The sequence below is a fragment of the Sphingomonas sp. 179-A 2A2 NHS genome (assembly GCF_045371305.1).
Taxonomy (GTDB): domain Bacteria; phylum Pseudomonadota; class Alphaproteobacteria; order Sphingomonadales; family Sphingomonadaceae; genus Sphingomonas.
On the sequence record NZ_JBIQDE010000001.1, the window covers coordinates 71,354 to 94,245 of the forward strand.

22 protein-coding genes are annotated in these 22,892 nt (G+C 66.7%); 11 read left to right on the forward strand and 11 right to left on the reverse strand.

Annotated elements, in window-relative coordinates:
• The first annotated feature begins 1 nt into the window (after position 1).
• From ACH0AE_RS00375 to ACH0AE_RS00385, 3 genes are all read left to right on the forward strand, one after another.
• Positions 2-949 (forward strand): RluA family pseudouridine synthase, encoded by a 948-nt coding sequence (locus ACH0AE_RS00375; protein WP_294442884.1) that lies wholly within the window; start codon positions 2-4, stop codon positions 947-949.
• Positions 950-1,010: 61 nt separating this feature from the next.
• A complete protein-coding gene (rpoH, locus tag ACH0AE_RS00380; RefSeq protein WP_294442885.1) occupies positions 1,011-1,910 on the forward strand; it encodes an RNA polymerase sigma factor RpoH in 900 nt (299 codons plus the stop codon).
• A gap of 69 nt (positions 1,911-1,979) precedes the next feature.
• On the forward strand, positions 1,980-2,738 hold the full coding sequence (locus ACH0AE_RS00385) for a hypothetical protein (protein WP_294442886.1): 759 nt from the start codon (positions 1,980-1,982) through the stop codon (positions 2,736-2,738).
• 391 nt (positions 2,739-3,129) lie between these two features.
• Here ACH0AE_RS00385 and ACH0AE_RS00390 read toward each other — a convergent pair whose 3' ends face one another.
• Together ACH0AE_RS00390 and ACH0AE_RS00395 are read right to left on the reverse strand one after the other, a co-directional pair.
• A complete protein-coding gene (locus ACH0AE_RS00390; RefSeq protein WP_294442887.1) occupies positions 3,130-4,020 on the reverse strand; it encodes an ROK family protein in 891 nt (296 codons plus the stop codon).
• A 2-nt stretch (positions 4,021-4,022) separates the two neighbouring features.
• The gene (locus ACH0AE_RS00395; RefSeq protein WP_294442888.1) at positions 4,023-4,463 is read right to left on the reverse strand and encodes a MarR family winged helix-turn-helix transcriptional regulator; all 441 of its coding nucleotides are present in this window, start codon (positions 4,461-4,463) and stop codon (positions 4,023-4,025) included.
• 78 nt (positions 4,464-4,541) lie between these two features.
• Here ACH0AE_RS00395 and hppD point away from each other — a divergent pair, with 78 nt between their 5' ends.
• From hppD to ACH0AE_RS00420, 5 genes are all read left to right on the forward strand, one after another.
• Positions 4,542-5,591 carry a 4-hydroxyphenylpyruvate dioxygenase gene (hppD, locus tag ACH0AE_RS00400; RefSeq protein WP_294442889.1) on the forward strand — a complete coding sequence of 350 codons (1,050 nt, stop codon included), beginning with the start codon at positions 4,542-4,544 and terminating at the stop codon, positions 5,589-5,591.
• A gap of 156 nt (positions 5,592-5,747) precedes the next feature.
• Positions 5,748-7,040, forward strand: coding sequence for a homogentisate 1,2-dioxygenase (gene hmgA, locus ACH0AE_RS00405; protein ID WP_294442890.1), 1,293 nt, complete (start codon positions 5,748-5,750; stop codon positions 7,038-7,040).
• Positions 7,004-7,387, forward strand: coding sequence for a Rieske (2Fe-2S) protein (locus ACH0AE_RS00410; RefSeq protein WP_294442891.1), 384 nt, complete (start codon positions 7,004-7,006; stop codon positions 7,385-7,387). Before hmgA ends, ACH0AE_RS00410 begins: the two co-directional genes overlap by 37 nt.
• 10 nt (positions 7,388-7,397) lie before the next feature.
• Positions 7,398-8,273: an alpha/beta fold hydrolase gene (locus ACH0AE_RS00415; RefSeq protein ID WP_294442892.1), complete on the forward strand. Its 876-nt coding sequence runs from the start codon at positions 7,398-7,400 to the stop codon at positions 8,271-8,273.
• Positions 8,270-8,914, forward strand: coding sequence for a DsbA family oxidoreductase (locus ACH0AE_RS00420; protein WP_294442893.1), 645 nt, complete (start codon positions 8,270-8,272; stop codon positions 8,912-8,914). Before ACH0AE_RS00415 ends, ACH0AE_RS00420 begins: the two co-directional genes overlap by 4 nt.
• Positions 8,915-8,950: 36 nt before the next feature.
• Here the strand turns inward: ACH0AE_RS00420 and ACH0AE_RS00425 are convergent, their stop codons facing one another.
• Positions 8,951-9,583 (reverse strand): glutathione S-transferase family protein, encoded by a 633-nt coding sequence (locus tag ACH0AE_RS00425; protein ID WP_294442895.1) that lies wholly within the window; start codon positions 9,581-9,583, stop codon positions 8,951-8,953.
• An 11-nt stretch (positions 9,584-9,594) separates the two neighbouring features.
• Positions 9,595-12,738, reverse strand: coding sequence for a carboxyl transferase domain-containing protein (locus ACH0AE_RS00430; protein WP_294442897.1), 3,144 nt, complete (start codon positions 12,736-12,738; stop codon positions 9,595-9,597).
• A gap of 141 nt (positions 12,739-12,879) precedes the next feature.
• Between ACH0AE_RS00430 and ACH0AE_RS00435 the strand changes: the two genes are divergently transcribed.
• Both ACH0AE_RS00435 and ACH0AE_RS00440 read left to right on the forward strand, forming a co-directional pair.
• Complete coding sequence (locus ACH0AE_RS00435) at positions 12,880-14,205, forward strand: dicarboxylate/amino acid:cation symporter (RefSeq protein WP_294442898.1); 1,326 nt, start codon at positions 12,880-12,882, stop codon at positions 14,203-14,205.
• Positions 14,202-15,461 carry an MFS transporter gene (locus ACH0AE_RS00440; RefSeq protein WP_294442899.1) on the forward strand — a complete coding sequence of 420 codons (1,260 nt, stop codon included), beginning with the start codon at positions 14,202-14,204 and terminating at the stop codon, positions 15,459-15,461. The genes ACH0AE_RS00435 and ACH0AE_RS00440 overlap by 4 nt, the downstream gene beginning before the upstream one ends.
• On the opposite strand, the gene ACH0AE_RS00445 is transcribed toward ACH0AE_RS00440, so the two are convergent.
• From ACH0AE_RS00445 to ACH0AE_RS00475, 7 genes are all read right to left on the reverse strand, one after another.
• Positions 15,448-15,984, reverse strand: coding sequence for a (2Fe-2S)-binding protein (locus tag ACH0AE_RS00445; RefSeq protein WP_294442901.1), 537 nt, complete (start codon positions 15,982-15,984; stop codon positions 15,448-15,450). The two genes, ACH0AE_RS00440 and ACH0AE_RS00445, sit on opposite strands and share 14 nt — an antisense overlap.
• Before the next feature lie 30 nt (positions 15,985-16,014).
• Positions 16,015-16,185 carry a hypothetical protein gene (locus tag ACH0AE_RS00450; protein ID WP_294442902.1) on the reverse strand — a complete coding sequence of 57 codons (171 nt, stop codon included), beginning with the start codon at positions 16,183-16,185 and terminating at the stop codon, positions 16,015-16,017.
• Between the two features lie 12 nt (positions 16,186-16,197).
• Positions 16,198-17,322 (reverse strand): CaiB/BaiF CoA-transferase family protein, encoded by a 1,125-nt coding sequence (locus ACH0AE_RS00455; protein ID WP_294442904.1) that lies wholly within the window; start codon positions 17,320-17,322, stop codon positions 16,198-16,200.
• A gap of 154 nt (positions 17,323-17,476) precedes the next feature.
• Positions 17,477-18,589, reverse strand: coding sequence for a CaiB/BaiF CoA-transferase family protein (locus tag ACH0AE_RS00460; RefSeq protein WP_294442906.1), 1,113 nt, complete (start codon positions 18,587-18,589; stop codon positions 17,477-17,479).
• A gap of 10 nt (positions 18,590-18,599) precedes the next feature.
• Positions 18,600-19,784, reverse strand: coding sequence for an acyl-CoA dehydrogenase (locus ACH0AE_RS00465; protein WP_294442907.1), 1,185 nt, complete (start codon positions 19,782-19,784; stop codon positions 18,600-18,602).
• Between the two features lie 149 nt (positions 19,785-19,933).
• Entirely contained in the window at positions 19,934-20,287 is a 354-nt protein-coding gene (locus ACH0AE_RS00470; RefSeq protein ID WP_294442910.1) for a DUF6285 domain-containing protein, read from the reverse strand.
• On the reverse strand, positions 20,284-21,261 hold the full coding sequence (locus tag ACH0AE_RS00475) for a phosphotransferase family protein (RefSeq protein WP_406875364.1): 978 nt from the start codon (positions 21,259-21,261) through the stop codon (positions 20,284-20,286). Before ACH0AE_RS00475 ends, ACH0AE_RS00470 begins: the two co-directional genes overlap by 4 nt.
• Before the next feature lie 129 nt (positions 21,262-21,390).
• Here ACH0AE_RS00475 and ACH0AE_RS00480 point away from each other — a divergent pair, with 129 nt between their 5' ends.
• Positions 21,391-22,758: an acyl-CoA dehydrogenase family protein gene (locus ACH0AE_RS00480; protein ID WP_294442912.1), complete on the forward strand. Its 1,368-nt coding sequence runs from the start codon at positions 21,391-21,393 to the stop codon at positions 22,756-22,758.
• The last annotated feature ends 134 nt before the right edge of the window (positions 22,759-22,892 follow it).

The window sequence follows — 22,892 nt, forward strand, 5'->3', positions numbered from 1 at the left end:
AATGGACCGGGGGGTTTCCATCATTCAAGCGACGATCGCACCGGCTGCCGATGGATGGCGGCTCGATCGTGCGTTGGCCGACGCAGTGCCGACCCTGTCGCGCGAGCGGCTGAAGGTGCTGATCAATGCCGGCCAGGTCCAGCGCGACGGCCTTTTGGTGCGCGATCCGTCGAAGCGCGCGAGCGCCGGCGACATCTTCGCGATCGCGGTGCCCGCCCCCGCCCCTGCCCATAATGAGGCGCAGGACATTCCCCTGGTGGTGGCCTTCGAGGACGAACACCTGATCGTGATCGACAAGCCCGCGGGGCTCGTCGTCCACCCCGCCGCCGGCAACCTCGACGGCACGCTCGTCAACGCGCTGCTGCATCATTGCGGCGGATCGCTCTCCGGCATCGGCGGGGTCGCGCGCCCCGGCATCGTCCACCGTATCGACAAGGATACGTCCGGCCTGATGGTCGCCGCGAAGACCGATCGGGCGCACGAGGGCCTCGCCAAGCAGTTCGCCGCGCACACCATCGACCGCCGCTACAAGGCGATCGTCAACGGCCGGCCGATGCCGCCGGAAGGCAAGGTCGATGCGCCGCTCGCCCGCTCGCCGCAGAACCGGAAGAAGGTTGCGATCGTCGCCAACGGCAAGCGCGCCGTCACGCATTTCCGCACGCTGGAGCGGCTGCGCGACGCCGCGCTCGTCGAATGCCGGCTTGAAACCGGCCGGACGCACCAGGTGCGCGTGCACATGGCATCGATCGGTCATGCCTTGCTGGGTGACCCGGTCTATGGTAGAACAAAACAAGCTCACAAGCGTGTGCTCGATGAACTCTCGTTCCGCCGCCAGGCGCTGCACGCCGCGCGGCTCGGGTTCGTCCACCCGATCACAAGCACCGCTTTGTCGTTCGAAAGCGCGATGCCTGCAGACATGCAGGAACTGTTCAGTCAACTCTACGTATAGGGTGAAAGCGCCACGCTGCTATGCGAGACGGCGCTTCTCCGGAAAGGGAGATTAGGTAATCATGGCAAGCGGCAACGTCCCTGCGACGATCCCCGCACTCGGCGGCGAGCAGAGCCTCAACCGCTATCTCGCCGAGATCAAGAAGTTTCCCATCCTGGCGCCCGAGCAGGAATATATGCTCGCCAAGCGTTTCCAGGAGCATGGCGATCCTGAGGCGGCAGCCCAGCTCGTCACCAGCCACCTGCGTCTCGTCGCGAAGATCGCGATGGGCTATCGCGGCTATGGGCTGCCCGTGTCCGAGCTGATCAGCGAGGGCAATATCGGCCTGATGCAGGGCGTGAAGAAGTTCGAGCCCGATCGCGGCTTCCGCCTCGCGACCTATGCGATGTGGTGGATTCGCGCGTCGATCCAGGAATTCATCCTGCGCTCGTGGAGCCTGGTGAAGATGGGCACCACCGCCGCGCAGAAGAAGCTGTTCTTCAACCTGCGCCGGATGAAGGCCCGCCTCGACGCGTTCGAGGACGGCGATCTGAAGCCGGAGGACCTGACCAAGATCGCGACCGACCTCGGCGTCAGCGAGGCGGACGTGGTCAGCATGAACCGCCGCATGGCGATGGGCGGCGACACCTCGCTCAACGTCTCGATGCGCGAGGATGGCGAAGGCCAGTGGCAGGATTGGTTGCAGGATGATTCGCCGCTGCAGGATCAGGTGGTGGCCGAAGCGCAGGAGGCGGACGTCCGGCACGACATGCTCGTGACCGCGATGGACAACCTCAACGACCGTGAGAAGCATATCCTGACCGAGCGCCGCCTGACCGACGATCCCAAGACGCTCGAGGAACTGAGCCAGGTCTATGGCGTCAGCCGTGAACGCGTCCGCCAGATCGAGGTGCGCGCGTTCGAGAAGCTGCAGAAGGCGATGATGAAGATCGCGGGCGAGAAGCGCTTGCTGACCGCCTGATCGGCACATCCGAAGCTTGCCAGCCCCGCCCCTCCCCGCCATCGTGGCGACGGAAGGGCGGGGCTTCGCATGTGGCAGGATATCAAGCGTCTCTACGCGGACAGCCTGGCTTTCGCGCTGGCGCTGCCGATCCTCTTTTCCATCCCCGTTCTCATCGAATTTGCCCAGCATGTCGTGGAGATCGACACCGGCATGTATCGCCTCGGCGTCGAGGCCGCTTGGGGAGACCAGCGCCGCCTGACGCTGGGCTTCGCCAAGGTGCTGGCGATGATCCTGCCGGGCTATTGGTTCGTGCGCTACATCGCGTGGAACCGCGACGCGGATCGCGCCAAGCGGATCGAGCGGCCGGCGGCGACGCTGTTCGGCATCATCTTCGCGTTGCAGGCGCTCGCCCAATGGTACGGCCTGTTCGGCCCGCCGATCGCCGTGTTGCTGGGGCTGGAGGGGCGGCTGGCGCAATATGCCACGCTGACCGCCGGCATTCTGGTGAGCGTGATCGGCGTGTATCTCACCGCCTGGTTCGTCGCCTGGCCGCTCGGCAACGCCCGGATCGGTCCCCTGCGGTCGATCGCGATCATGGCCGGCAGCTTCTGGCGCTCGGTGGCCTATCTCATCGCCGGATCGGTGCCGCTGATGGCGATCCACTATGCGCTCGGCTACGGCGCGCTCGGCCGGCCCGAGTGGCTGGTGTGGCTGATGATGACGAGCGACGCGCTGGTGGTCGGCTTCCTGGCGCTGACCGGCGCCGGCGCCGCCTATCTAGCCGCGAGATACGCCGCCCGCCGGAGCGACATTCCGCTTGAGCCAGAAGCGCCGGCGCGGCGGTAGGAGCATCCGGGCGGGTGCCTCACCCTCCTCGCCACACATGGGCGTCCTCCATAGGGGCAGTTAAGCGAAGCGGGTCGGATCGGCCGGCTCGCGACCTATCGGTCATTGGCCCTGTGGCGGCATATGCCAAGCCGCGTCCCTCGCCCGCTTGCACCACTTCAACGCCCCATACGCGCGACGATATGTCGGCGAAAGGTGCTCTAGGGGCGGGCACATCATCGATCGTTGGTTCTTCGTCGCGATGTTGGCGAGATTTGCCGGCTTTGCGATCGACTCCGCGGGCTTGCGCCAGCGTTTGGTGAACGAAGGAGCGCCAACCGGATGATCCGCCCCGTAAACGATGATCCGCCTGGCCGCGCTGCCCGGGCGTTACACCCTCTTCCGCCCGCCCTCACCCGCGAAGCGCCAGTTCCCCCAGCACGATCGCGCCCAGCGGCCCGGCATTGTTTCCCAGCGCTGGCGGCACGACGAAGGTGTCGACATCGTCCACCTCGGCAATGGCAATATAGCCGCCGATCGACTGGTGGAGCGCGGCGCGGATGCGCGGGAACAGGAACTGGCTGCCCACCATCACACCGCCGCCCATCACGATCCGCCGCGGCACGCCGGTCATAACCACCGCGTGCAGCATCTGCGCCAGCGCGTGGACGACGCCGTCCCAGCCGGGATGATCGGCGGGCAGCTCCTGCCCCTTGATCCCGGTGCGCGCCGCGATCGCCGGCCCCGCGGCCAGCCCTTCGACACAGGCGCCGTGGAACGGGCACACGCCGGTCCAGTCGTCCCCCGCCATCCGCTGCGGCCGGATATGGCCAAGCTCGCTATGCGTCAGCCCGTCGACCGGCTGGCCATGCGCCACCAGCCCGACGCCGATACCGGTACCCACCGTTACATAGGCGAGGTCCGCCAGCCCCTGCGCCGCGCCCCAGCGGGCCTCGCCCAGCGCCGCGCCCACCACGTCGGTATGGAAGCCGGTCGGCACGTCGTATCGGCTGGCAAAGCGCCGCGCGATGTCCGTCCCCGCCCAGCCGGGCTTCGGGGTGGAAGTGATGCGCCCGTAATCGGCGGAGCTGCGGTCGATCGAGATCGGGCCAAAGCTCGCGATGCCCAGCGCGGCGAACCCGCGCCACCCGTCGATCACCGCCTCCAGCGCCGCCAGCGTCTCGTCCGGCTTGGTCGTCGGGAGTTCCACCCGCTCATGGATGGCATCCGGCCCGCTCGCCAGGATCGCGATGCATTTCGTGCCGCCCAGTTCGATCCCGGCGATCAGCGGTGCCTCGGCCATGCTCATTCCTCCAGCGCTGCTTCGTCGATCCGACGCAGCATCGTAACGAACCCGTCCAGTTCGTCGCGGCTGAAGCGCGCGAAGATGCGGCCCTCCAGCTCCAGTGCCTTGGGCGCGACGCTGGCGTACAGGTCCCGCCCCGCCGGCGTCAGCGACAAATGGTGGGATCTTTTGTCGGTCGGGTTCGGCGCCCGGCCCAAGAGGCCACGTTCCACCAGCGCGATCGCCGCCCGGCTCACCGTCACTTTGTCCATCCGCGTACGCTCGCCGATCTCGGCCTGGGTGATCGTCTCCACCTCCGCGATCACCGCGATCAGCCGCCATTCCGGAATGGTGAGCCCGAACAGCGATGCATAGGCGCGCGCGATCCGGTCGCTCACCAGGTTCGACGTGATCGACAATCGATAGGGCAGGAACCGGTCAAGCACGAGGTGGTTGGTCATGACGCTAGCGGTAGCATTTGACACGATCCGCTCAAGCCGCGATGATCGTATCAATTGTTACGATGTAAAGGTGCCGTCATGTCCCTCGACAATCCGTCTAGCAATCCCCTGGGCCTCAACGGCTTCGAATTCGTCGAATTTACCTCGCCCGATCCCGAAGCGATGGCGAAGCAGTTCGAGCAGCTCGGCTTCGTGCCGACGCACCGTCACCCGACGAAGAACATCACTCGCTACAAGCAGGGCCGAATCAACCTGATGCTGAACCGCGACGAGGCGGGCCGGGTAAAGCAGTTCCGCAACGAACATGGCGCCTCGGCCAGCGCGATGGCGTTCCGCGTCGCCGATCCGAAGAAGGCGCTCGAATGGGCGCTCGCCAACGGCGGAAAGCCGACCGAGGAAGACGACACCGTCATCATGGGGATCGGCGGCTCGTACCTCTATTTCATCCAGGACGGCGTCGACCTGTATGAGAATTGGGCCGAGTTCGACGGCTGGCAGGAAGCCGAGGCGAAGAACAACGTCGGGCTCGATCTGCTCGATCACCTCACGCACAATGTCCGCCGCGGCCAGATGCAGGTGTGGAGCCAGTTCTACCGCACGCTCTTCAACTTCGAGGAGCAGAAGTATTTCGACATCAAGGGCAAGGCGACCGGCCTGTTCAGCCAGGCGATGATCGCGCCGGACAAAGCGATCCGCATCCCGCTGAACGAAAGCCAGGACGACAATTCGCAGATCGAAGAATTCATCCGCGAATATCAGGGCGAAGGCATCCAGCACCTCGCGCTGACCACCGACGACATCTACGACACGGTCGAGCGCCTGCGCGCCCGCGGCGTGAAGCTGCAGGACACGATCGAGACCTATTACGAACTGGTCGACAAGCGCGTCCCCGGACACGGCGAGGATCTCGAACGGCTTCGCAAGAACCGCATCCTGATCGACGGCTCGGTCGAGAACGGCGAGGGCATCCTGCTGCAGATCTTCACCGAGAACATGTTCGGCCCGATCTTCTTCGAGATCATCCAGCGCAAGGGCAATGAAGGCTTCGGCAACGGCAACTTCCAGGCGCTGTTCGAAAGCATCGAGCTCGACCAGATCCGTCGGGGCGTGATTAAGGTCGATGCCTAAGCATCGGCCGAATGCGAGCGCGAAGGCGCTCGGCCCCGACCGGCCAGCGCAGCTAAGCCGGCGCTCAAGGCGCGGCTTAGCCGCGTCTGACGCCCCGGCGAGCCACACCATGCACCACCCCTGACTACCCCAAAACAAGACCCGCCCGAGGTGAGGATGCCCACCGACACTGCCACCCCAGCCTACACTCCCGGCTTCGGCAACCATGTCGCGACCGAGGCCGTGCCGGGCGCCCTCCCCATCGGCCGCAACTCGCCGCAGAAGCCGCCCTTCGGCCTCTATGCGGAGCAGCTCTCCGGCACGGCCTTCACCGCGCCGCGCCACGAGAACCGCCGCTCCTGGCTGTATCGCCTGCGCCCTTCCGCCGAGCATCCGCCCTTTACCCGCTACGAAGGCGCGGCACGCTTCGCGCCCGGCACCGTCAAGGAACCACTCGCGCCCAATCGTCTGCGCTGGGATCCGGTCGCCGGTGACACTGGCGTCGACCTCATCGACGGCATGACGACGATGCTCGCCAATCGCGATCCCGCCGATCTCGAAGGCGTCGCGATCCACGTCTATGCCGCGAATCGCGACATGGAGAACCGCGTCTTCGTCGATGCCGACGGCGAATTGCTGTTCGTGCCGCAGGAAGGCCGGCTCGCGCTTCTCACCGAGCTCGGCCGGATCGACATCGCCCCCGGCCAGATCGCGCTGGTCCCGCGCGGCGTCCGCTTCCGTGCATTGCTGCCGGATGGTTCGGCGCGCGGTTATGCGCTGGAAAACCATGGCGCGATGTTCCGCCTGCCCGATCTCGGCCCGATCGGTGCGAACGGCCTCGCCAATCCGCGCGATTTCGAGACGCCGAACGCCTGGTTCGAGGATCGCGACGAACGTATCGAGGTGATCCAGAAGTATCTCGGCAGCCTGTGGCGCACGGAGCTGCATCATTCGCCGCTCGATGTCGTCGCGTGGCACGGCAATCTCGCGCCGTGGCGCTACGATCTCGCGCATTTCAACACCGTCAACACCGTCAGCTTCGACCATCCCGATCCGTCGATCTTCACCGTGCTGACGTCGCCCAGCGATGTGCCGGGCCGCGCCAACGCCGATTTCGTGATCTTCCCGCCGCGCTGGATGGTGGCGGAGGACACGTTCCGCCCGCCCTGGTTCCACCGCAACATCATGTCCGAGGCAATGGGCCTCATCACCGGCGCCTATGACGCCAAGGCCGAGGGCTTCCGCCCCGGCGGCCTGTCGCTCCACAATCTGCTGAGCGGCCACGGGCCGGATAAGGCGACGTGGGACGCGGCCTCCAATGCCGATCTGAAGCCGCACAAGATCGGCGGCACCATGGCCTTCATGCTGGAAAGCTGCTGGCCCTATCGCCCCACGGCGTTCGCGCTGGAGCACGCCCAGTCCGATTACGATGCGTGCTGGGCCGATTTCCCCAAGGCGAAGCTGCCCTGACCGAGCGCCTCTCCGCCACCCCGGCCGGCATCGCGCTCGGCCCGCTCGATCAGATCGCGGACGGCGCCGCGCGGAGCTTCGTCATCGAAATGCGCGCCGGCCGCTTCCACGGTTTTGCGGTGCGGCGCGGCGATCAGGTATTCGGCTATGTCGATCGCTGCCCGCACATGGGCCTGCCGCTCGCGCAGAAGCTCGACGATTATGTCGCCGCGGATCGCATCGCGTGCAGCTGGCACGGCGCGCTGTTCGATATCGCAAGCGGCGCGTGCCTTGGCGGCCCCTGCCCCGGCACTGCCTTGACGCCATGGCCGCTTCGGGTGGAGGCTGGTGCGATAATCACCGCCTGAAGGAGAGGCCATGAAGGCGCGCGCGAACGGCATCGAGCTGGAATATGAGTCGTTCGGCAATCCCGCCGATCCCACCATCCTCCTCATCATGGGCCTTGGCGCGCAGCTGACGCTCTGGCCGCTCCCGTTCGTCGAGGCGCTGGTAGAACGCGGCTTCCACGTCGTCCGCTACGACAATCGTGACGTAGGCCTTTCGACGAAGCTCGACCACGCCCGCCCGCCGCGTATTGGCATGCTCGTGCTCCAGCGCCTGCTTCGCCTGCGCCCGCGGGTACCCTATACGCTCGGGGACATGGCGGCGGACGCCGCCGGCCTGCTGGATGCGCTGGGGATTGAGAAAGCCCACATCGTCGGCGCCTCTATGGGCGGGATGATCGCGCAGATCTTCGCCGCCACCTATCCCGATCGCACGCTGTCGCTCACCTCGATCATGTCCACCACCGGCAATCCCAGGCTGTCGCGCGCCTCGCGCGAGGCGATGGACGTGCTCGTCAACCGCCCCAAAACGGACGATCTGGAGGCGCTCGTCGCCCATGGCGTCCGCGCGTCCCAGGTGCTCGCCGGCCCCGCCTTTCCCGTCGCGCACGACGTGCTGGAGGCCCGGGTCCGCGAAACGATCCAGCGCTCGAACTACCCCGATGGCTTCGCGCGCCAGCTGGCGGCGATCGTCGCCGACGGGGATCGGCGCCAGCGGCTGAAGGCGATCACCGCGCCCACGGTCGTCATCCACGGCAGCGACGATTCGCTGGTCCCGCTCGACGGCGGTCGCGATACCGCCGCAAGCATCCCCGGCGCGCGGCTCGTCGAGGTGCGCGGCATGGGCCACAACGTGCCGGTGGAAGTCATCCCGCAGATCGTCGACGCGATCGAAAGCGTCGCGCGATGACCGGCCGCACGCTCCGCATCGATTTCGTCTCCGACGTCGTCTGCCCCTGGTGCCTGATCGGCCTCGCCAATCTCGAACGCGCCCTCGCCAGCCTCGGCGACGAGGTACCGGTGGAACTCGTCTTCCACCCGCTTCAGCTCAACCCCGGGCTACCGCCAGAGGGCGAGCTGGCGGCCGACAACATCGCCCGCAAGTATGGCATCACGCCCGAACAGGCGCGCAGCCGCGGCGGCGGCGTTCGGGCGGCGGCAGAGGCAGCCGGCGTGTCGATGGCTGGCCGACCGGATCGGCTCTACGACACGTTCGACGCGCATCGCCTGCTTCATTGGGCGGGGCGCGAGGGCCGGCAATTGGCGCTCAAACATGCGCTCCTGCGTGCATATTTCGACCAGGGACGTGCAATTTCCGACCATCAGGTGCTGGCCGATGCCGCTGCTGGTGCAGGATTGGACAGGGAAGCGGCGCTCCAGATCCTCGCCCGCGGCGATTTCGCCGCCGAAGTGAACGACGACGAGATCGAGTGGCGGTCCGAAGGGATCGCTTCCGTCCCCACCATGGTGATCGACCGCGAGTTCGTCATCAACGGCGCTCAGGAACCGGATCGCCTCGAACGCGCGCTGCGCAAACTCGCGGCTCGCTAGCCCAGTGTTCGGTCGATCATCGCAGGGACGCGGGCGTTAGAACGGCGCCGCCCCGGCCTTCTGCGCCTCTTTCGCTCGCGCGAATCCATCCCGCGCCTTCAGCCGCTCCCAATAAGCGGCAACCTGCGGCGGAAAGCCGTTGTCGATCTTCAGGCTCTTGGCGAGCAGCAGCGCGTAACCCACGGAAATGTCTGCCACCGTGAAACGCCCGCCGATCAGATACTCGCGGTCCCCCAGCGCCCGCTCCACATGCCGCAGCCGTGAGTGGAACCACTGCGCATAATCATCCGCCGCCTGCGGCAGGCGCCGCTCCGGCGGCTCCAGCATGCGATATCGCAGCACCAACGTCTGCGGGAAGGTCAGCGTCGCCTCGCCGAAATGTAGCCAGTTGAGCCACGCGCCATAGTCGGGCGAGCCAGGCTCCACGACCAGTTCGTTCGGCCCCGCACGCGTCGCGAGATACTGAACGATCGCAGCCGATTCCGTCATCCGCGTCTCACCGTCCACCAGCAGCGGAATGGTGCCGAGCGGATTGACGTCGAGGTACGACGGTTCGCGCACCCGCGGGGGAAAGGGCAGCAGGTGGAGCTTGTATTCGAGCCCAAGCTCCTCCAGCGCCCACAGCGCGCGAAAGCTTCGCGCATCCGCGCAATGGTATAGTTCGATCATTGTCGCCCCAATCACCACGTATCTATATAGCGGCCTGACCGGCGCGCCGGTGTCGAAGCGAGCCCGCGCAGCAGCCAGGCGCGCGTATCCGCCGGGTCGATCACCGCGTCGATCTCCAGGAACTGCGCCACCGACACAGCTTTGCCGCGCTCATAGGAATGCGCGACAAGTTCCTGATATCGCGCCTCTCGCGCCTCGGCATCCTCGATCGCCTCCAGCTCCTTGCGGTAGCCGAGCCGCACCGCCCCTTCGAGCCCCATGCCGCCGAACTCGCCGGTCGGCCAGGCGACGGTGAACGGCCCGGCGTGGAGCGATCCGCCCGCCATTCCCTGCGCACCGAGCCCGTATGCCTTGCGCACCACGACCGTGAAGATCGGCACCGACAGCGCCGCCCCGACCACGAACATGCGCGAGGCACGGCGGATCGGCGCGGTCTTCTCCGCCTCCGGCCCGACCATGAAGCCAGGCGTGTCGCACAGCGAGACGATCGGCACGCCGAACGCGTCGCACAACTGGAAGAAGCGCGCCGCCTTGTCCGCACCTTCCGCGTCAATTGCGCCCGACAAGTAGCGGCAATTATTGGCAATCACGCCCACGGCACGGCCGTCCAGCCGCGCCAGCCCGGTGATCATCCCCTTCGCCCAGCCACCGCGCAGCTCGATGAAGGAACCAGTGTCGAACAGCCCGTCGATCGCGCGGCGGATGTCGAACACGCGCAGCCGATTCTCTGGCACCACGTGCCGCAACAGCCGCTGGTCCGGCGCATCTCCGCCCGCCACCCGCCCCTGGAAAAACGACAGCAGCCGCCGCGCGAGATCGGTCGCCTCCGCCTCATCCTCTGCCAGCACGTCGATCGCACCGCTGTTCCAATGCACCTCGACCGGCCCGACTTCCTTGGGCGAATAGACGCCGAGCCCACCGCCCTCGATCATTGCCGGGCCACCGACGCCGATATGCGCGTCGCGCGTGGCGATCGTGATGTCGCAGCTGCCGAACAGCACGGCATTGCCCGCAAAGGAATAGCCGGACGTGATCCCGATCCTCGGCGCAACACCGGACAGCGCGGCAAAGCGGCTGAACGTCGGCACGTCGAGCCCCGTCGCGCCGACCGAATCGACGTCCCCCGGCCGTCCCCCGCCGCCCTCGGTATAGAAGACGATCGGCAGCTTCAGCTCGCCCGCAATACCGAGCAGCCGATCGGTCTTGCGGTGGTTCATATGGCCCTGCGTGCCCGCCAGCACGGTATAGTCATAGGCGAGGCCAAGGCACTTGGCGGCTTCCTCGCCATGATCCGCGGCATTCACCGTGCCGATCCCGCCGATCAGGCCGTCGGCGGGGGTGTTGCGCATCAGATCGTCGAGGGTCCGGCGCCGTCGCTGCGCCGCGATCGTCAGCGCGCCATATTCGATGAAGCTGCCCGGATCGAACAGGTCGTCGATATTCTCGCGCGCCGTGCGCTGGTTGGTGCGCCGCCGCCGCTCCACGGCTGCCGGCCGGTGCTCGTCGAGCCCCAGCGCATGGCGTGCGCGCACCTCGGCAAGATCGTTCCGGATCAAGTCGAGGTCGAGCGCCGCAGCTTCAGCCGCCACATCATCGTCATCGTCGGCCGGCTCGATCGAGACGAAAACAGCGCCCTCCTCAATCACCCGCCCGGGCTCGACCACGACCGCCCGCACCACGCCGCCGTGTGTCGCCACAACGGCATGCTGCATCTTCAGCGCCTCGATCGTGCCTAGCTCAGCGCCCCGCACCACCCGGTCCCCCGGCTGCACGCCGATCGCCACCACCACGCCAGCCAGCGGCGCCACAACCGCCTGCGTATCCGTCGACGCCGCCGGGGCCGCAGCCACCGCAAAGTCGCTGACGTTGCGATCGAACCAGCCGGTGTCGACCTTGCCGGCCGCCACCTCCTCGCGCGCCAGCAGCGCCGCGTGGAGCGGCAGGTTCGTGGCGACACCCGCGATCTCGAACTCCGCAACCGCCCGCCGCGCCCGCGCCAGCGCCGCGTCCCAGTCGGGCGCATGGACAATCAGCTTGGCGAGCAGCGAATCGAACCGCGGATTGGCCGCCATGCCCGCCTTCAGCGCGCCGTCGACGCGGATGCCCGGCCCGCCGGGCACCTCGACATTGCTGATGGTGCCGCCCGACGCACGCGGCATGCCGTCGGCACCGATCGTCTCGGCATTGATGCGCAGCTGGATCGCGACGCCGCGCGCGCCCGGCCGCTCCGCCGGAACGCTGCCCCCTTCTGCGAACCGAAGCTGCAGCGCCACGAGGTCAAGGCCGGTCACCTCCTCGGTCACCGTATGCTCCACCTGAAGCCGCGGGTTCACCTCGAGGAAGGCGAACGCCTCCGGATCATCAGCAGCGCGCTCCTTGTCGACCAGGAACTCCGCCGTCGCCAGGCCGACATATCCGGTGTCCTCCAGCAGGCGTTCCGCGGCGCGCTCGATCCGCTCGGCAAGTGCTGGCTCGATCGTCTGGGCCGGCGCGATCTCGATAAGCTTCTGGTGCCGCCGCTGCACCGTGCAGTCGCGCGTGCCCAGCGCCATCACCCGGCCGTCCGCATCGGCCGCCAGCTGAACCTCTATATGCCGCGCCGCGGGGATGTAACGCTCAACCATCACTTCGGCCGATCCGAACGCCGCCAGCGCTTCGGCGCCCGCGGCCTCGATCTGCGCCGCAAGCGTCGCGCGATCCTGGACCACGCGGATCCCGCGCCCGCCACCGCCAGCCAGCGCCTTCACCACCACCGGCCCGCTTACGTCCGTCCCCTCGGCCAGCACCGGTACGCCCACCGCCCGCGCGTGACGCTTGGCGAGGGCCTTGTCACCGAACAGCGCCAGCAGACGCGCCTCCGGTCCGACGAACAACAGCCCGGCCTTGGCACAGGCCTCGGCAAAAGCCGCATTCTCGCTAAGGAAGCCATAGCCCGGATGAACCGCGTCACAGCCGGCGTCCCGCGCCGCCGCGATCACCGCATCGATCGCCAGATAGGCGCCCGGCCCTTCGCCGCGGAGCGGCACCGCCCGATCAGCAGCGCGGACGTGTGGCGCTTCGGCATCGTCGGCGGAATGAACCGCGACCGTCTCGATGCCCATGGCAGCAGCGGTGCGCGCGATGCGGATCGCGATCTCGCCGCGGTTTGCGATCAACAGGCTTCTGATTGGCCCTCTCCCTTCACCTTGTCCTTTCGAGCCATCCTGCCCTTTGCATCAACCCCTTTTTGCTGGCACGCCGCTGCCAAACCGATCGGGCGGAGGCGCGCCGCATCGGGCAAGGGGGGTCGAAGACACGTGCTACCGGAAACTGCTGGCGTCCTGCGCACGCCGCTTCCCTGGTATCGGCAATTGTACGTTCAGGTGCTGGTCGCGATCGCGCTCGGCATTGCGATCGGGCATTTCTATCCGTCTGCCGGCGCCGCGCTGAAGCCGCTAGGGGACGGCTTCATCAAGCTGGTGAAGATGATCATCGCGCCGGTCATCTTCCTCACCATCGTCACCGGTATCGCCGGCATGCACGATCTCGCCCGCGTGGGAAGAGTAGCGGCCAAGTCATTCATCTACTTCATTTTCTTCTCAACGCTGGCCCTGATCGTCGGGCTCATCGTCGCCAATGTCGTTCGTCCGGGCGAGGGCCTCAACATCGATCCCGCCAGCCTCGATGCGGGCGCCGTCTCGGGCTATGCCGCCAAGGCGCACGAGACGACGCTGACCGGCTTCGTCCTCTCCGTCATCCCGGAAACGCTCCCCTCCTCGCTGACGCAGGGGAACATCCTCCAGGTGCTGCTCGTCGCGATCCTGTTCGGCATCGCATTGGTGTCGGTGGGCGAGCGCGGCGCCAAGGTCCTGTCGTTCCTGGAGGACGTGTCGATCGTCGTCTTCCGGATCGTCTCGATCCTGATGCGCGCGGCTCCGATCGGCGCGTTCGGCGCGATGGCCTTCACCATCGGCACTTATGGCGTCGGCACGCTCGCTAACCTCGCCTGGCTGGTCGGCACCTTCTATCTCACCTCGCTGCTGTTCGTCCTGGTCGTGCTGGGCACGGTCGCGCGGCTCGCCGGCTTCTCGATCCTGCGCCTCATCGGATATCTCAAGGCGGAGCTTCTGCTGGTCCTCGGCACCTCTTCCTCCGAGGCTGCGCTGCCCGCGCTGATCGAGAAGATGCAACGTGCCGGCGCGCCCAAATCGATCGTCGGCCTCGTCGTGCCCGCCGGCTATTCCTTCAACCTCGATGGCACGAACATCTACATGACGCTCGCCGCGCTGTTCATCGCCCAGGCAACCGGGATCGACCTGTCGCTGGGCGAGCAGGTGCTGCTGCTTGGCGTCGCGATGCTGTCGTCGAAGGGTGCGGCGGGCGTCACTGGCGCGGGCTTCATCACGCTCGCCGCGACGCTCTCGATCGTGCCGTCTGTGCCCGTCGCCGGCATGGCACTGATCCTCGGCGTCGATCGCTTCATGTCCGAATGCCGCAGCCTCACCAACTTCATCGGCAATGCCGTGGCGACGCTGGTCGTCGCCCGGTGGGAGAACACGCTCGATCGTGAACAACTCGCCGCCGCGCTGGCCGGCCGCTTGCCGCCGATCGAGGATCTCCCGCCCGGCGAGGTCGAGCCATGAACCCGCGCCTCAAATCGATCATCGGCGGTTCCACCGGCAACCTCGTCGAATGGTACGATTGGTATGCCTATGCTGCTTTCACGCTCTATTTCGCGCCGCACTTCTTCCCGGAACGCGATCAGACCGCGCAGCTCCTGAGCGCGGCGGCGGTCTTCGCCGTCGGCTTCGTCATGCGGCCGATCGGCGCCTGGGTCATGGGCGTCTATGCCGATCGCCGCGGCCGCAAGGCCGGTCTCACCCTGTCCGTCACATTGATGTGCGCCGGCTCGTTCCTGATCGCGATCACGCCGGGCTATGAGACGATCGGCGTCTTCGCCCCCGCCCTGCTGGTCATTGCCCGGCTGATGCAGGGGCTGTCGGTCGGCGGCGAATATGGCGCCAGCGCGACGTACCTGTCAGAAATGGCCGGACGCGATCGCCGCGGCTTCTTCTCCAGCTTCCAATATGTGACGCTGATCGCAGGCCAGCTCACCGCGCTCCTCGTCCTTCTCGTGCTGCAATCGGCGATGAGCGAGGCCGCGCTCGACGCCTGGGGCTGGCGCATCCCCTTTGCGGTCGGCGGCGTGCTGGCTATCGTTGTCTTCCGCATCCGCCGCGGGCTCGCCGAAACGGAGAGCTTCAAGCGCGCGGAAGGGCCAAAGTCGGGCTTCTGGACGCTCGTCACGCACCATCCCCGCGAAACGCTGACGGTGATGCTGCTCACCGCCGGTGGCACGCTCGCCTTCTACGCTTACTCGATCTACATGCAGAAGTTCCTGGTCAACACCAGCGGCTTCGATCGCCAGACGGCAAGCCAGATCAACGCCGCCACCCTTTTCGTCTTCATGTGCCTTCAGCCGCTTGCGGGGGGCCTCAGCGATCGCATCGGGCGAAAGCCGCTGATGATCGGCTTCGGCGTGCTCGGCGTGCTCGCCACCTACCCGATCTTCGCCACGCTGGAGACGGTGCGCAGCCCGATCATTGCCGGCCTGCTGGTGATGGCGGCGCTGGTGATCGTTACCGGCTACACCTCGATCAACGCGGTGGTGAAGGCGGAACTGTTCCCGGCCAACATCCGTGCGCTGGGGGTCGCCCTCCCCTATGCGCTCGCCAACACCCTGTTCGGCGGCACCGCGGAATACGTCGCTTTGTCGTTCAAGAACGCTGGCTGGGAGCGCGGCTTCTACTGGTATGTCACCGGCATGATCGCGGTGTCGCTGGTGATCTACATCCGCATGCGCGACACGCGCGCGACCAGCCGGATCAGCGAGGACTGAGCGCCGGCACGCTCTTCGCCGCCTCCGCGGGGTCGATCCCCGGTCTGGTGGTGGTCGGCAAGGTCTCGTCGCCACGTGCGGCGCTCGCCGCGCGCTGGATCGCCTCCACTAGCCTGGGGTAGATGCCGCATCGACAGATGTTGGTGATCGCGCGGCGGATCTTCGCCTCCGACGGGTCCCGGTCGTTCTTGATCAGCACCGCGGCCGCCATGACGATGCCTGGGATGCAATAGCCGCATTGGACGACGTTGCCGGCCAGCAGCGCCGCCTGCACCGGATGCGCGCGCTCCCGCGACAGCCCTTCCACGGTGGTGACGAAGCTCCCCTCCACCTCCGCCAGCGTCACCTGGCACGATCGGACGGCGCGCCCGTCGACATCGACGGTGCACGCGCCGCAGCTTCCGGTGCCGCAGCCATATTTGGCGCCGGTGAGGTTGGACGCATCGCGCAGCGCCCACAGCAGCGGCGTGGCCGGATCGAGGCGATATTCGATCGCCTCGTTGTTGACGGTCAGTCTCGGCATGTCCCCGCTCTACCCGAACGCGGGCCCCGCTCAATCCAGATCGAGCGGGTCGTCCGGCGAGATGATCGTCACGCGCACATGGTCACTGAGGCGGAACAGGTCCGCCACATGATGCGCCGTCGCATCATCGTCGGCGCGCACGACCCAGACGTTGCCGTCACGATCCTCGGCGGAGGTCAGGTAGTGCGCGCTCGCCACCATCATTTCTCTCCCTCAATAACCCAGCGCCGCCACCTCGGCATCGTCGAAGCCGAGCTCGCGCAGAACCTCCGCGTCCCGGCGCTCGCCGCCCAGCGTCGGCGCCACTGTCTCGCTCTTGGAATAACGCGGCGCCGGCGCGGGCTGCTTGATCCCGTTCACCTCGGTGAAGGTGCCGCGCGCCTTGTTGTGTTCATCATTGTAGGCGTCGTCGAAGCCCAGCACGGGCGCGAAGCACACGTCGTGCCCCTTGAACGCCGCGACCCATTCGTCGCGCGTTCTGGTCTTGAACAGCGCGGTCAATTCGTCCTTCAGCGCAGGCCACTGGCGGGCGTCCATCTGCGCGGCCCATTTCTCGTCGCTCAGCCCCATGACGTTGCGGAACTCGGCGTAGAATTGCGGCTCGATGGCGCCGAGCGAGATGAACTTGCCGTCGCTCGTCTCATAGGTGTCGTAGAAGTGCGCCGCGGTATCGAGCAGATTGGTGCCGCGCTCGTCGCTCCACCGGCCCATGCCGCGGAAGCCCCACATCATCGTCATCAGCACCGCGGAGCCATCGGTCATCGCCGCATCGACCACCTGCCCCTCGCCGGTCCGCGCGGCATGGAGCAGCGCGGCGAGCATGCCATACGCCAGGAACATGCCGCCGCCGCCGAAATCGCCGACCATGTTGATCGGCGGCGTCGGCTTCTCGCCCTTGCGCCCGAAGGCGTGAAGCGCGCCCGAGATCGCGATATAGTTGATGTCGTGGCCCGGCTCCGGCGCCATCGGGCCGTACTGGCCCCAGCCGGTCATGCGGCCGTAGACGAGCTTCGGATTGTCCGCGAGCAGCACGTCCGGCCCCAGCCCCAGCCGCTCCATCACCCCCGGGCGATAGCCTTCGATGATCGCGTCCGCGCCCTTCACGATCTTGCGCACCGCCTCGATCGCCTTGGGGTTCTTCAGGTCCATGCCGATCGACTTGCGGCTGCGCAGCAGCGGGTCCTTGCTGTCGATCGAAATGCCGCTGCCGCCCTTCACCGGGCGGTCGATCCGGATCACTTCCGCACCATGGTCCGCCAGCATCATGCCGGCGAACGGGCCGGGGCCGATCCCGGCGAACTCAACGATACGAATGCCGGCGAGTGGCGCGTTGCTCACGATGTCTCTCTCCCGATTGATTTGCCGGCAGGCGTATCGCGCGGCGGCGGTGAGCACAACAAAAGTTATGCCGCCTCGGGGAACCGCTCGGGCCAACCCTGCCGAAGCCCGCGCCAACCGGCACCCGCGGCTCCGGCTTGGTCGGAGCGTCCGACTATCCCCGCACGAGCGGCGGCGCACCCTTGTCCAGCGCCAGATCCGCGCCGGAGAACTGGATCGGCGTGCGCAGCCCTGCGATCGGCCGCGTGTCGTTCACCGGCAGCACCATGCCGCGCGCCTGCACCTGCGGGTCGTTCAGCGCCTGTTCCACGGTGTTGATCGGCCCCGCCGGCACCCCCGCCGCCTCCAGCCTGGCAAGCAGGTCATCACGCATGAAGGTGCGGCAGCGCTCCTCAATCAGCGCGAACAATGGCGCGCGATGCTCGATCCGCCCGGAATTGGTGTCCCACCGCGGATCCGGTCCGATCCCGACGATGGCGGCGAAGCGGTGATATTGCGCGTCATTGCCCACCGCCAGAATGAACCAGCCATCGCTGGTCGGGAACACGGCATAGGGGCTGACGTTCGCATGGGCATTGCCCATCCGCGCCGGGTTCTCGCCACTGGCGAAATAGTTCGCGGCCTGGTTGGCGAGCACCCCAACCATCGTGTCGAGCAACGCACAATCCACCTGCTGGCCCCGCCCCGTCCGCGCGCGCATCATCAGCGCGGCCTGGATGCCGATCGTGGCATACAGCCCGGTCATGATGTCGGCGAAGGCGACGCCGATCTTCTGCGGCGCGCCGTCCGGCTCGCCGGTCAGCGACATGATTCCGCCCATGCCCTGGATGATGAAATCATAACCGGCACGGTGCGCATAAGGCCCGGTCTGGCCGAAACCGGTGATCGAGCAATAGACGAGGCGCGGATGATCCGGCGCCAGGCTCGCGTAATCGAGCCCGTATTTGGCCAGCCCACCGACCTTGAAGTTCTCGATCACCACGTCCGCATCGGCGATCAGCGACTTCACCCGTGCCACGTCCTCCGCCTTGGTGAAGTCCGCAATGATGCTCGTCTTGCCGCGGTTACAGGCGTGGTAATAGGCCGCGGCGCGGTCGCCGTCATGCTCGACGAACGGCGGGCCCCAGGTGCGGGTATCATCGCCCGCGGGGCTCTGTACCTTGATCACCTCGGCGCCGAGGTCGGCCAGGATCTGCCCCGCCCAGGGGCCGGCGAGGATGCGGGCAAGCTCGACGACCTTGATGCCCTTGAGCGGGGTTTCCTTCATGTGCCGGCGCTCAGAAGGCGGCGATGCCTGTGATCGCGCGGCCGAGGATCAGCGCGTGCACGTCATGCGCGCCCTCATAGGTGTTCACCGTTTCGAGGTTCATCACGTGGCGCATCACCTGATATTCGCCCGAGATGCCGTTGCCGCCGTGCATGTCACGCGCGACGCGGGCGATATCCAGCGCCTTGCCGACATTGTTGCGCTTCACGATCGAGACCATTTCCGGCGCGAACCGGCCCTCGTCCATCAGCCGGCCGACCCGCAACGACGCCTGAAGACCGAGCGCGATCTCCGTCTCCATGTCCGCCAGCTTCTTTTGATACAGCTGTGTCGCGGCGAGCGGCCGGCCGAACTGGTGGCGATCGAGGCCGTACTGCCGCGCGGCGTGCATGCAGAACTCCGCCGCGCCGATCGCGCCCCAGCTGATGCCGTAGCGAGCGCGGTTGAGGCAGCCGAACGGCCCCTTCAGCCCCTGAACATCCGGGAGCAATGCATCCTCGCCCACCTCGACATCATCCATCATCACCATGCCGGTGATCGACGCGCGCAACGAGAGCTTGCCCTCGATCTTGGGCGCTGACAGCCCCTTCATGCCCTTCTCGAGCACGAAGCCGCGAATCCCGCCGCCATGCGCATCGCTCTTCGCCCACACGACGAACACGTCGGCGATCGGCGCATTGGAGATCCAGGTCTTGCTGCCGGACAGGCGATAGCCGCCGTCGGTCTTGACCGCCCGGGTCTTCATGCCGCCCGGGTCGGAGCCCGCATCCGGCTCGGTCAGGCCGAAGCAGCCGATCCACTCGCCGCTCGCGAGCTTGGGCAGATACTTCCGCTTCTGCTCCTCCGAGCCATAGGCATGGATCGGGTACATCACGAGGCTGGACTGGACGCTCATCATCGAGCGGTACCCCGAATCGATCCGCTCCACCTCGTGCGCGACCAGGCCGTAGGCGACGTACGACGCGCCGACGCCGCCATACTCCTCCGGGATCGTCGGGCCCAGCAGGCCAAGCTCGCCCATCTCGCGGAAGATCGCGGGATCGGTCACTTCATTGGCGAACGCATCGATGATCCGCGGCGCCAGTTTCTCCTGCGCATAGGCACGCGCGGTATCGCGCACCATCCGCTCGTCTTCGCTCAGTTGCTCGTCGAGCAGAAACGGATCCGCCCAATCGAACGCGCCCATGCCGGCCATAATCTACTCCACCATAGTGCCAGGAGCGAAACGCCCCGCCCCGTTCGGGCTGAGCCTGTCGACACCCGTGCCAAGCGGCGACGGGCCGAACGACACGCCCGTCGACAAGCTCAGGGCGAACGGAGATGATCCGGATGGCCTATAGAGCTTCAGACGGGCGCGCCAAGCGTATGGGCATATTTCGGCTGGTCGATCGCGATCGTGTCCAGCGCCGTTGCCTTCAGGTGCGCGACCAGCGCGGGATCGTCCGGGGCGATCGCCCCGCTGCGGATCGCGGCGACCAGCGCCGCGTCCAACTCGTCACGCGTGCCGTCACGGTGCAGCAGCGCACGCATCCGCTCCACCGCACGCGCATCCGCGGCGGGGCTCAGCGCCATGTCACGCGCGGCGATCTCCAGCGCGTTGCGCGCCACGCGCAGGCCAAAGACGCTGGCGCTGCCATCGACCGGCAGCCATTGCGCGACGCCCGCCACCAGTTCCTGCGCCGTCGGATGCGTGATCATGCCGCGTTCCTTTCGATGATCGCCACGATGTCAGCCTCCGTCTCCGACAAACGGCGGCCGATCACGCCGCGCTCCGGCCCGGCGCTCGGGTCGGAGGCGAAGCTCGCGTACATGCCCATCGTCATGACGCCCCACTTGAGACTGCCGAGCATCGACCAGAAATCGACTCGCGCCGCGCTGATCGGCTCGCCGCCCGCTTCGGCATAGCCATCGAGCAGGTCCTGCACGTCGCCGAAGCCACCGACATAGCGATCCGGCCGGCCGAACTTCCAGCTGTTGGTGCACAGCCAGCCTAAGTCCTCCGCCGGGTCGCCGACATGCACCAATTCCCAGTCCAGCACCGCGACCAGCCCCTCGTTCGGATCGACCATGATGTTGCCGTTGCGGAAATCCCCGTGGACGAAGCGGGACGTCACCTTCTCCTTCGGCAGCCTTTTCTCGAGCCACCGGAACGCCGCCTCGATCGTGGGCCGCACCGCGCCGGTCGCCCGCCACATCGCCTCGTAATTGGCGAGCGTCGTCTCGGCGTCAGTCTGGTCCAGTCCATCGAGCGGCTCGACCGAATGGATCCGCGCCAGCGCCGCACCGCATTGCCGCGCGAGCTTGCCGCGTGCCGGCTCGAACGCGGGATCGCTGGTGATCTTCTTGCCCAGCGTCTCGCCGGCGACACGGTGCATGACATAGGCCTCGTCCAGCCCGTCCGCCTCCTCGTCGCAGACATAGGTCACGATTGGCGCCGGCACGCCGGCCTCAACCGCCAGCGCGATAGCCTCAGCCTCCCGCCGCAGCGGCGGCTTCGAGACGGCGGAGTTCATCACCATCCGCGTGCGTCGCCGCAGGATCAGCGGCGTCTTCGCATCCCCCGCCCCCACCGCATCGAACGCCCAGGTTTCCATGCTGGCGCCGCCCGTCAGGCGTACCAGATTCTCAACCCGCTCCGCCCCCGGGGCCATGCGCGGTGCAAGCGCGGACAATCGCCGCGCCAACTCGTCTTTCGAAAGCCTCTCCGCCATCGCCCCTCGGCTTGTTTGATTTAGGGGCTGTAAATCCTGCCTGAGCGCGCTACGCAAGTTAAAAGGATCGACTTAATTCGGGAGAGGGCCATGGATTTCGGTTTGCCGCAGGATCTGCTCGACTATCTGAAGGAGCTGGACGCCTTCATCGAAGCGGAGATCAAGCCGCTCGAGGAAGCCGACGATAACGTCCGCTTTTTTGACCACCGTCGCGAATATGCCCGCACCGATTTCGAGAACGACGGCCTGCCGCGCCATGAGTGGGAAGAGCTGATGCGGGAGGCGAAGCGCCGCGCCGACAAGGCGGGGCATCTGCGCTTCGCCATGGATCCCAAGTTCGGCGGCAAGGGCGGGTCGAACCTGTGGATGTGCGTGATCCGCGAGTATCTCGCCGCCAAGGGCCTCGGCCTCCACAACGATCTGCAGACCGAGCATTCGATCGTCGCCAACAATCCCTTCGCCAAGATGTTCGACGATTTCGGCACCGAGGAGCAGAAGGAAGAGTTCATCACCGGCACGCTGAACGGCACCCGCCGGGTGACCTTCGGCCTGACCGAGCCGTATCACGGCTCCGACGCGACCCATATGGAAACGCGCGCGGTGCCGGAATCTCGCAATGGCGTTCCCGGCTATGTCATCAACGGCGAAAAGATGTGGACGACGGGCATGCACGTAGCGACGCATTGCGCGCTGTTCGCCCGCACCAGCGGCGAGGATGGCGCGGCGAAGGGCATCACCTGCTTCCTGGTGCCGACCGACGATGAGGGCGTGAAGGTCGAGGAATATCTCTGGACCTTCAACATGCCGACCGATCACCCGCGCGTCAGCTTCAAGGACGTGTGGGTGCCGGAAACGACGATCTTCGGCGATCCGGAGAACGGCCTTCCCGTCGCTCAGGCCTTCGTGCACGAAAACCGTATCCGCCAGGCGGCGTCATCGCTGGGTGCCGCGACCTACTGCATCGAGGAATCGATCCGCTACGCGCGCCAGCGCAAGCCCTTCGGCGAGGATCTTGCCCGCAACCAGGCGATCCAGTTCCCGCTCGTGGAGCTCGCCACCCAGGCCGAGATGCTTCGCCTGCTGATCCGCAAGACCGCCTGGGAAATGGACCAGATGCCGCACCACGAGGTGGAGAAGCGCCTCTCCGACAAGGTGTCGATGTGCAATTACTGGGGCAATCGGCTCTGCTGCGAGGCGGCGGACCGCGCGATGCAGGTGCATGGCGGCATCGGCTATTCGCGGCACAAGGCGTTCGAGCACATCTATCGCCATCACCGTCGCTATCGCATCACCGAAGGCGCGGAGGAGATCCAGATGCGCAAGGTCGCAGCCTTCCTGTTCGGCTACCTCGGCCCGCGCCGACAGGAGTTCAAGGAACTCGACTGGAGCGACGTCGACTATCGCAACAGCCAGATCCGCCCGCGTTCGGGGAAGCAGGCGCTCGGCAGCGTCTTCTGATCGTCAGGCTAGCCGGCCGTCGCCCCGGCGGGGAGCCGGGCGGGCGGCCGGCGGCAAGGCTTGCGACGCCATTCAGATCAGCATAACATCTGTTACGTTACCCCGCCGACTGCGGCGGCCCAGGGGAGAGGCAA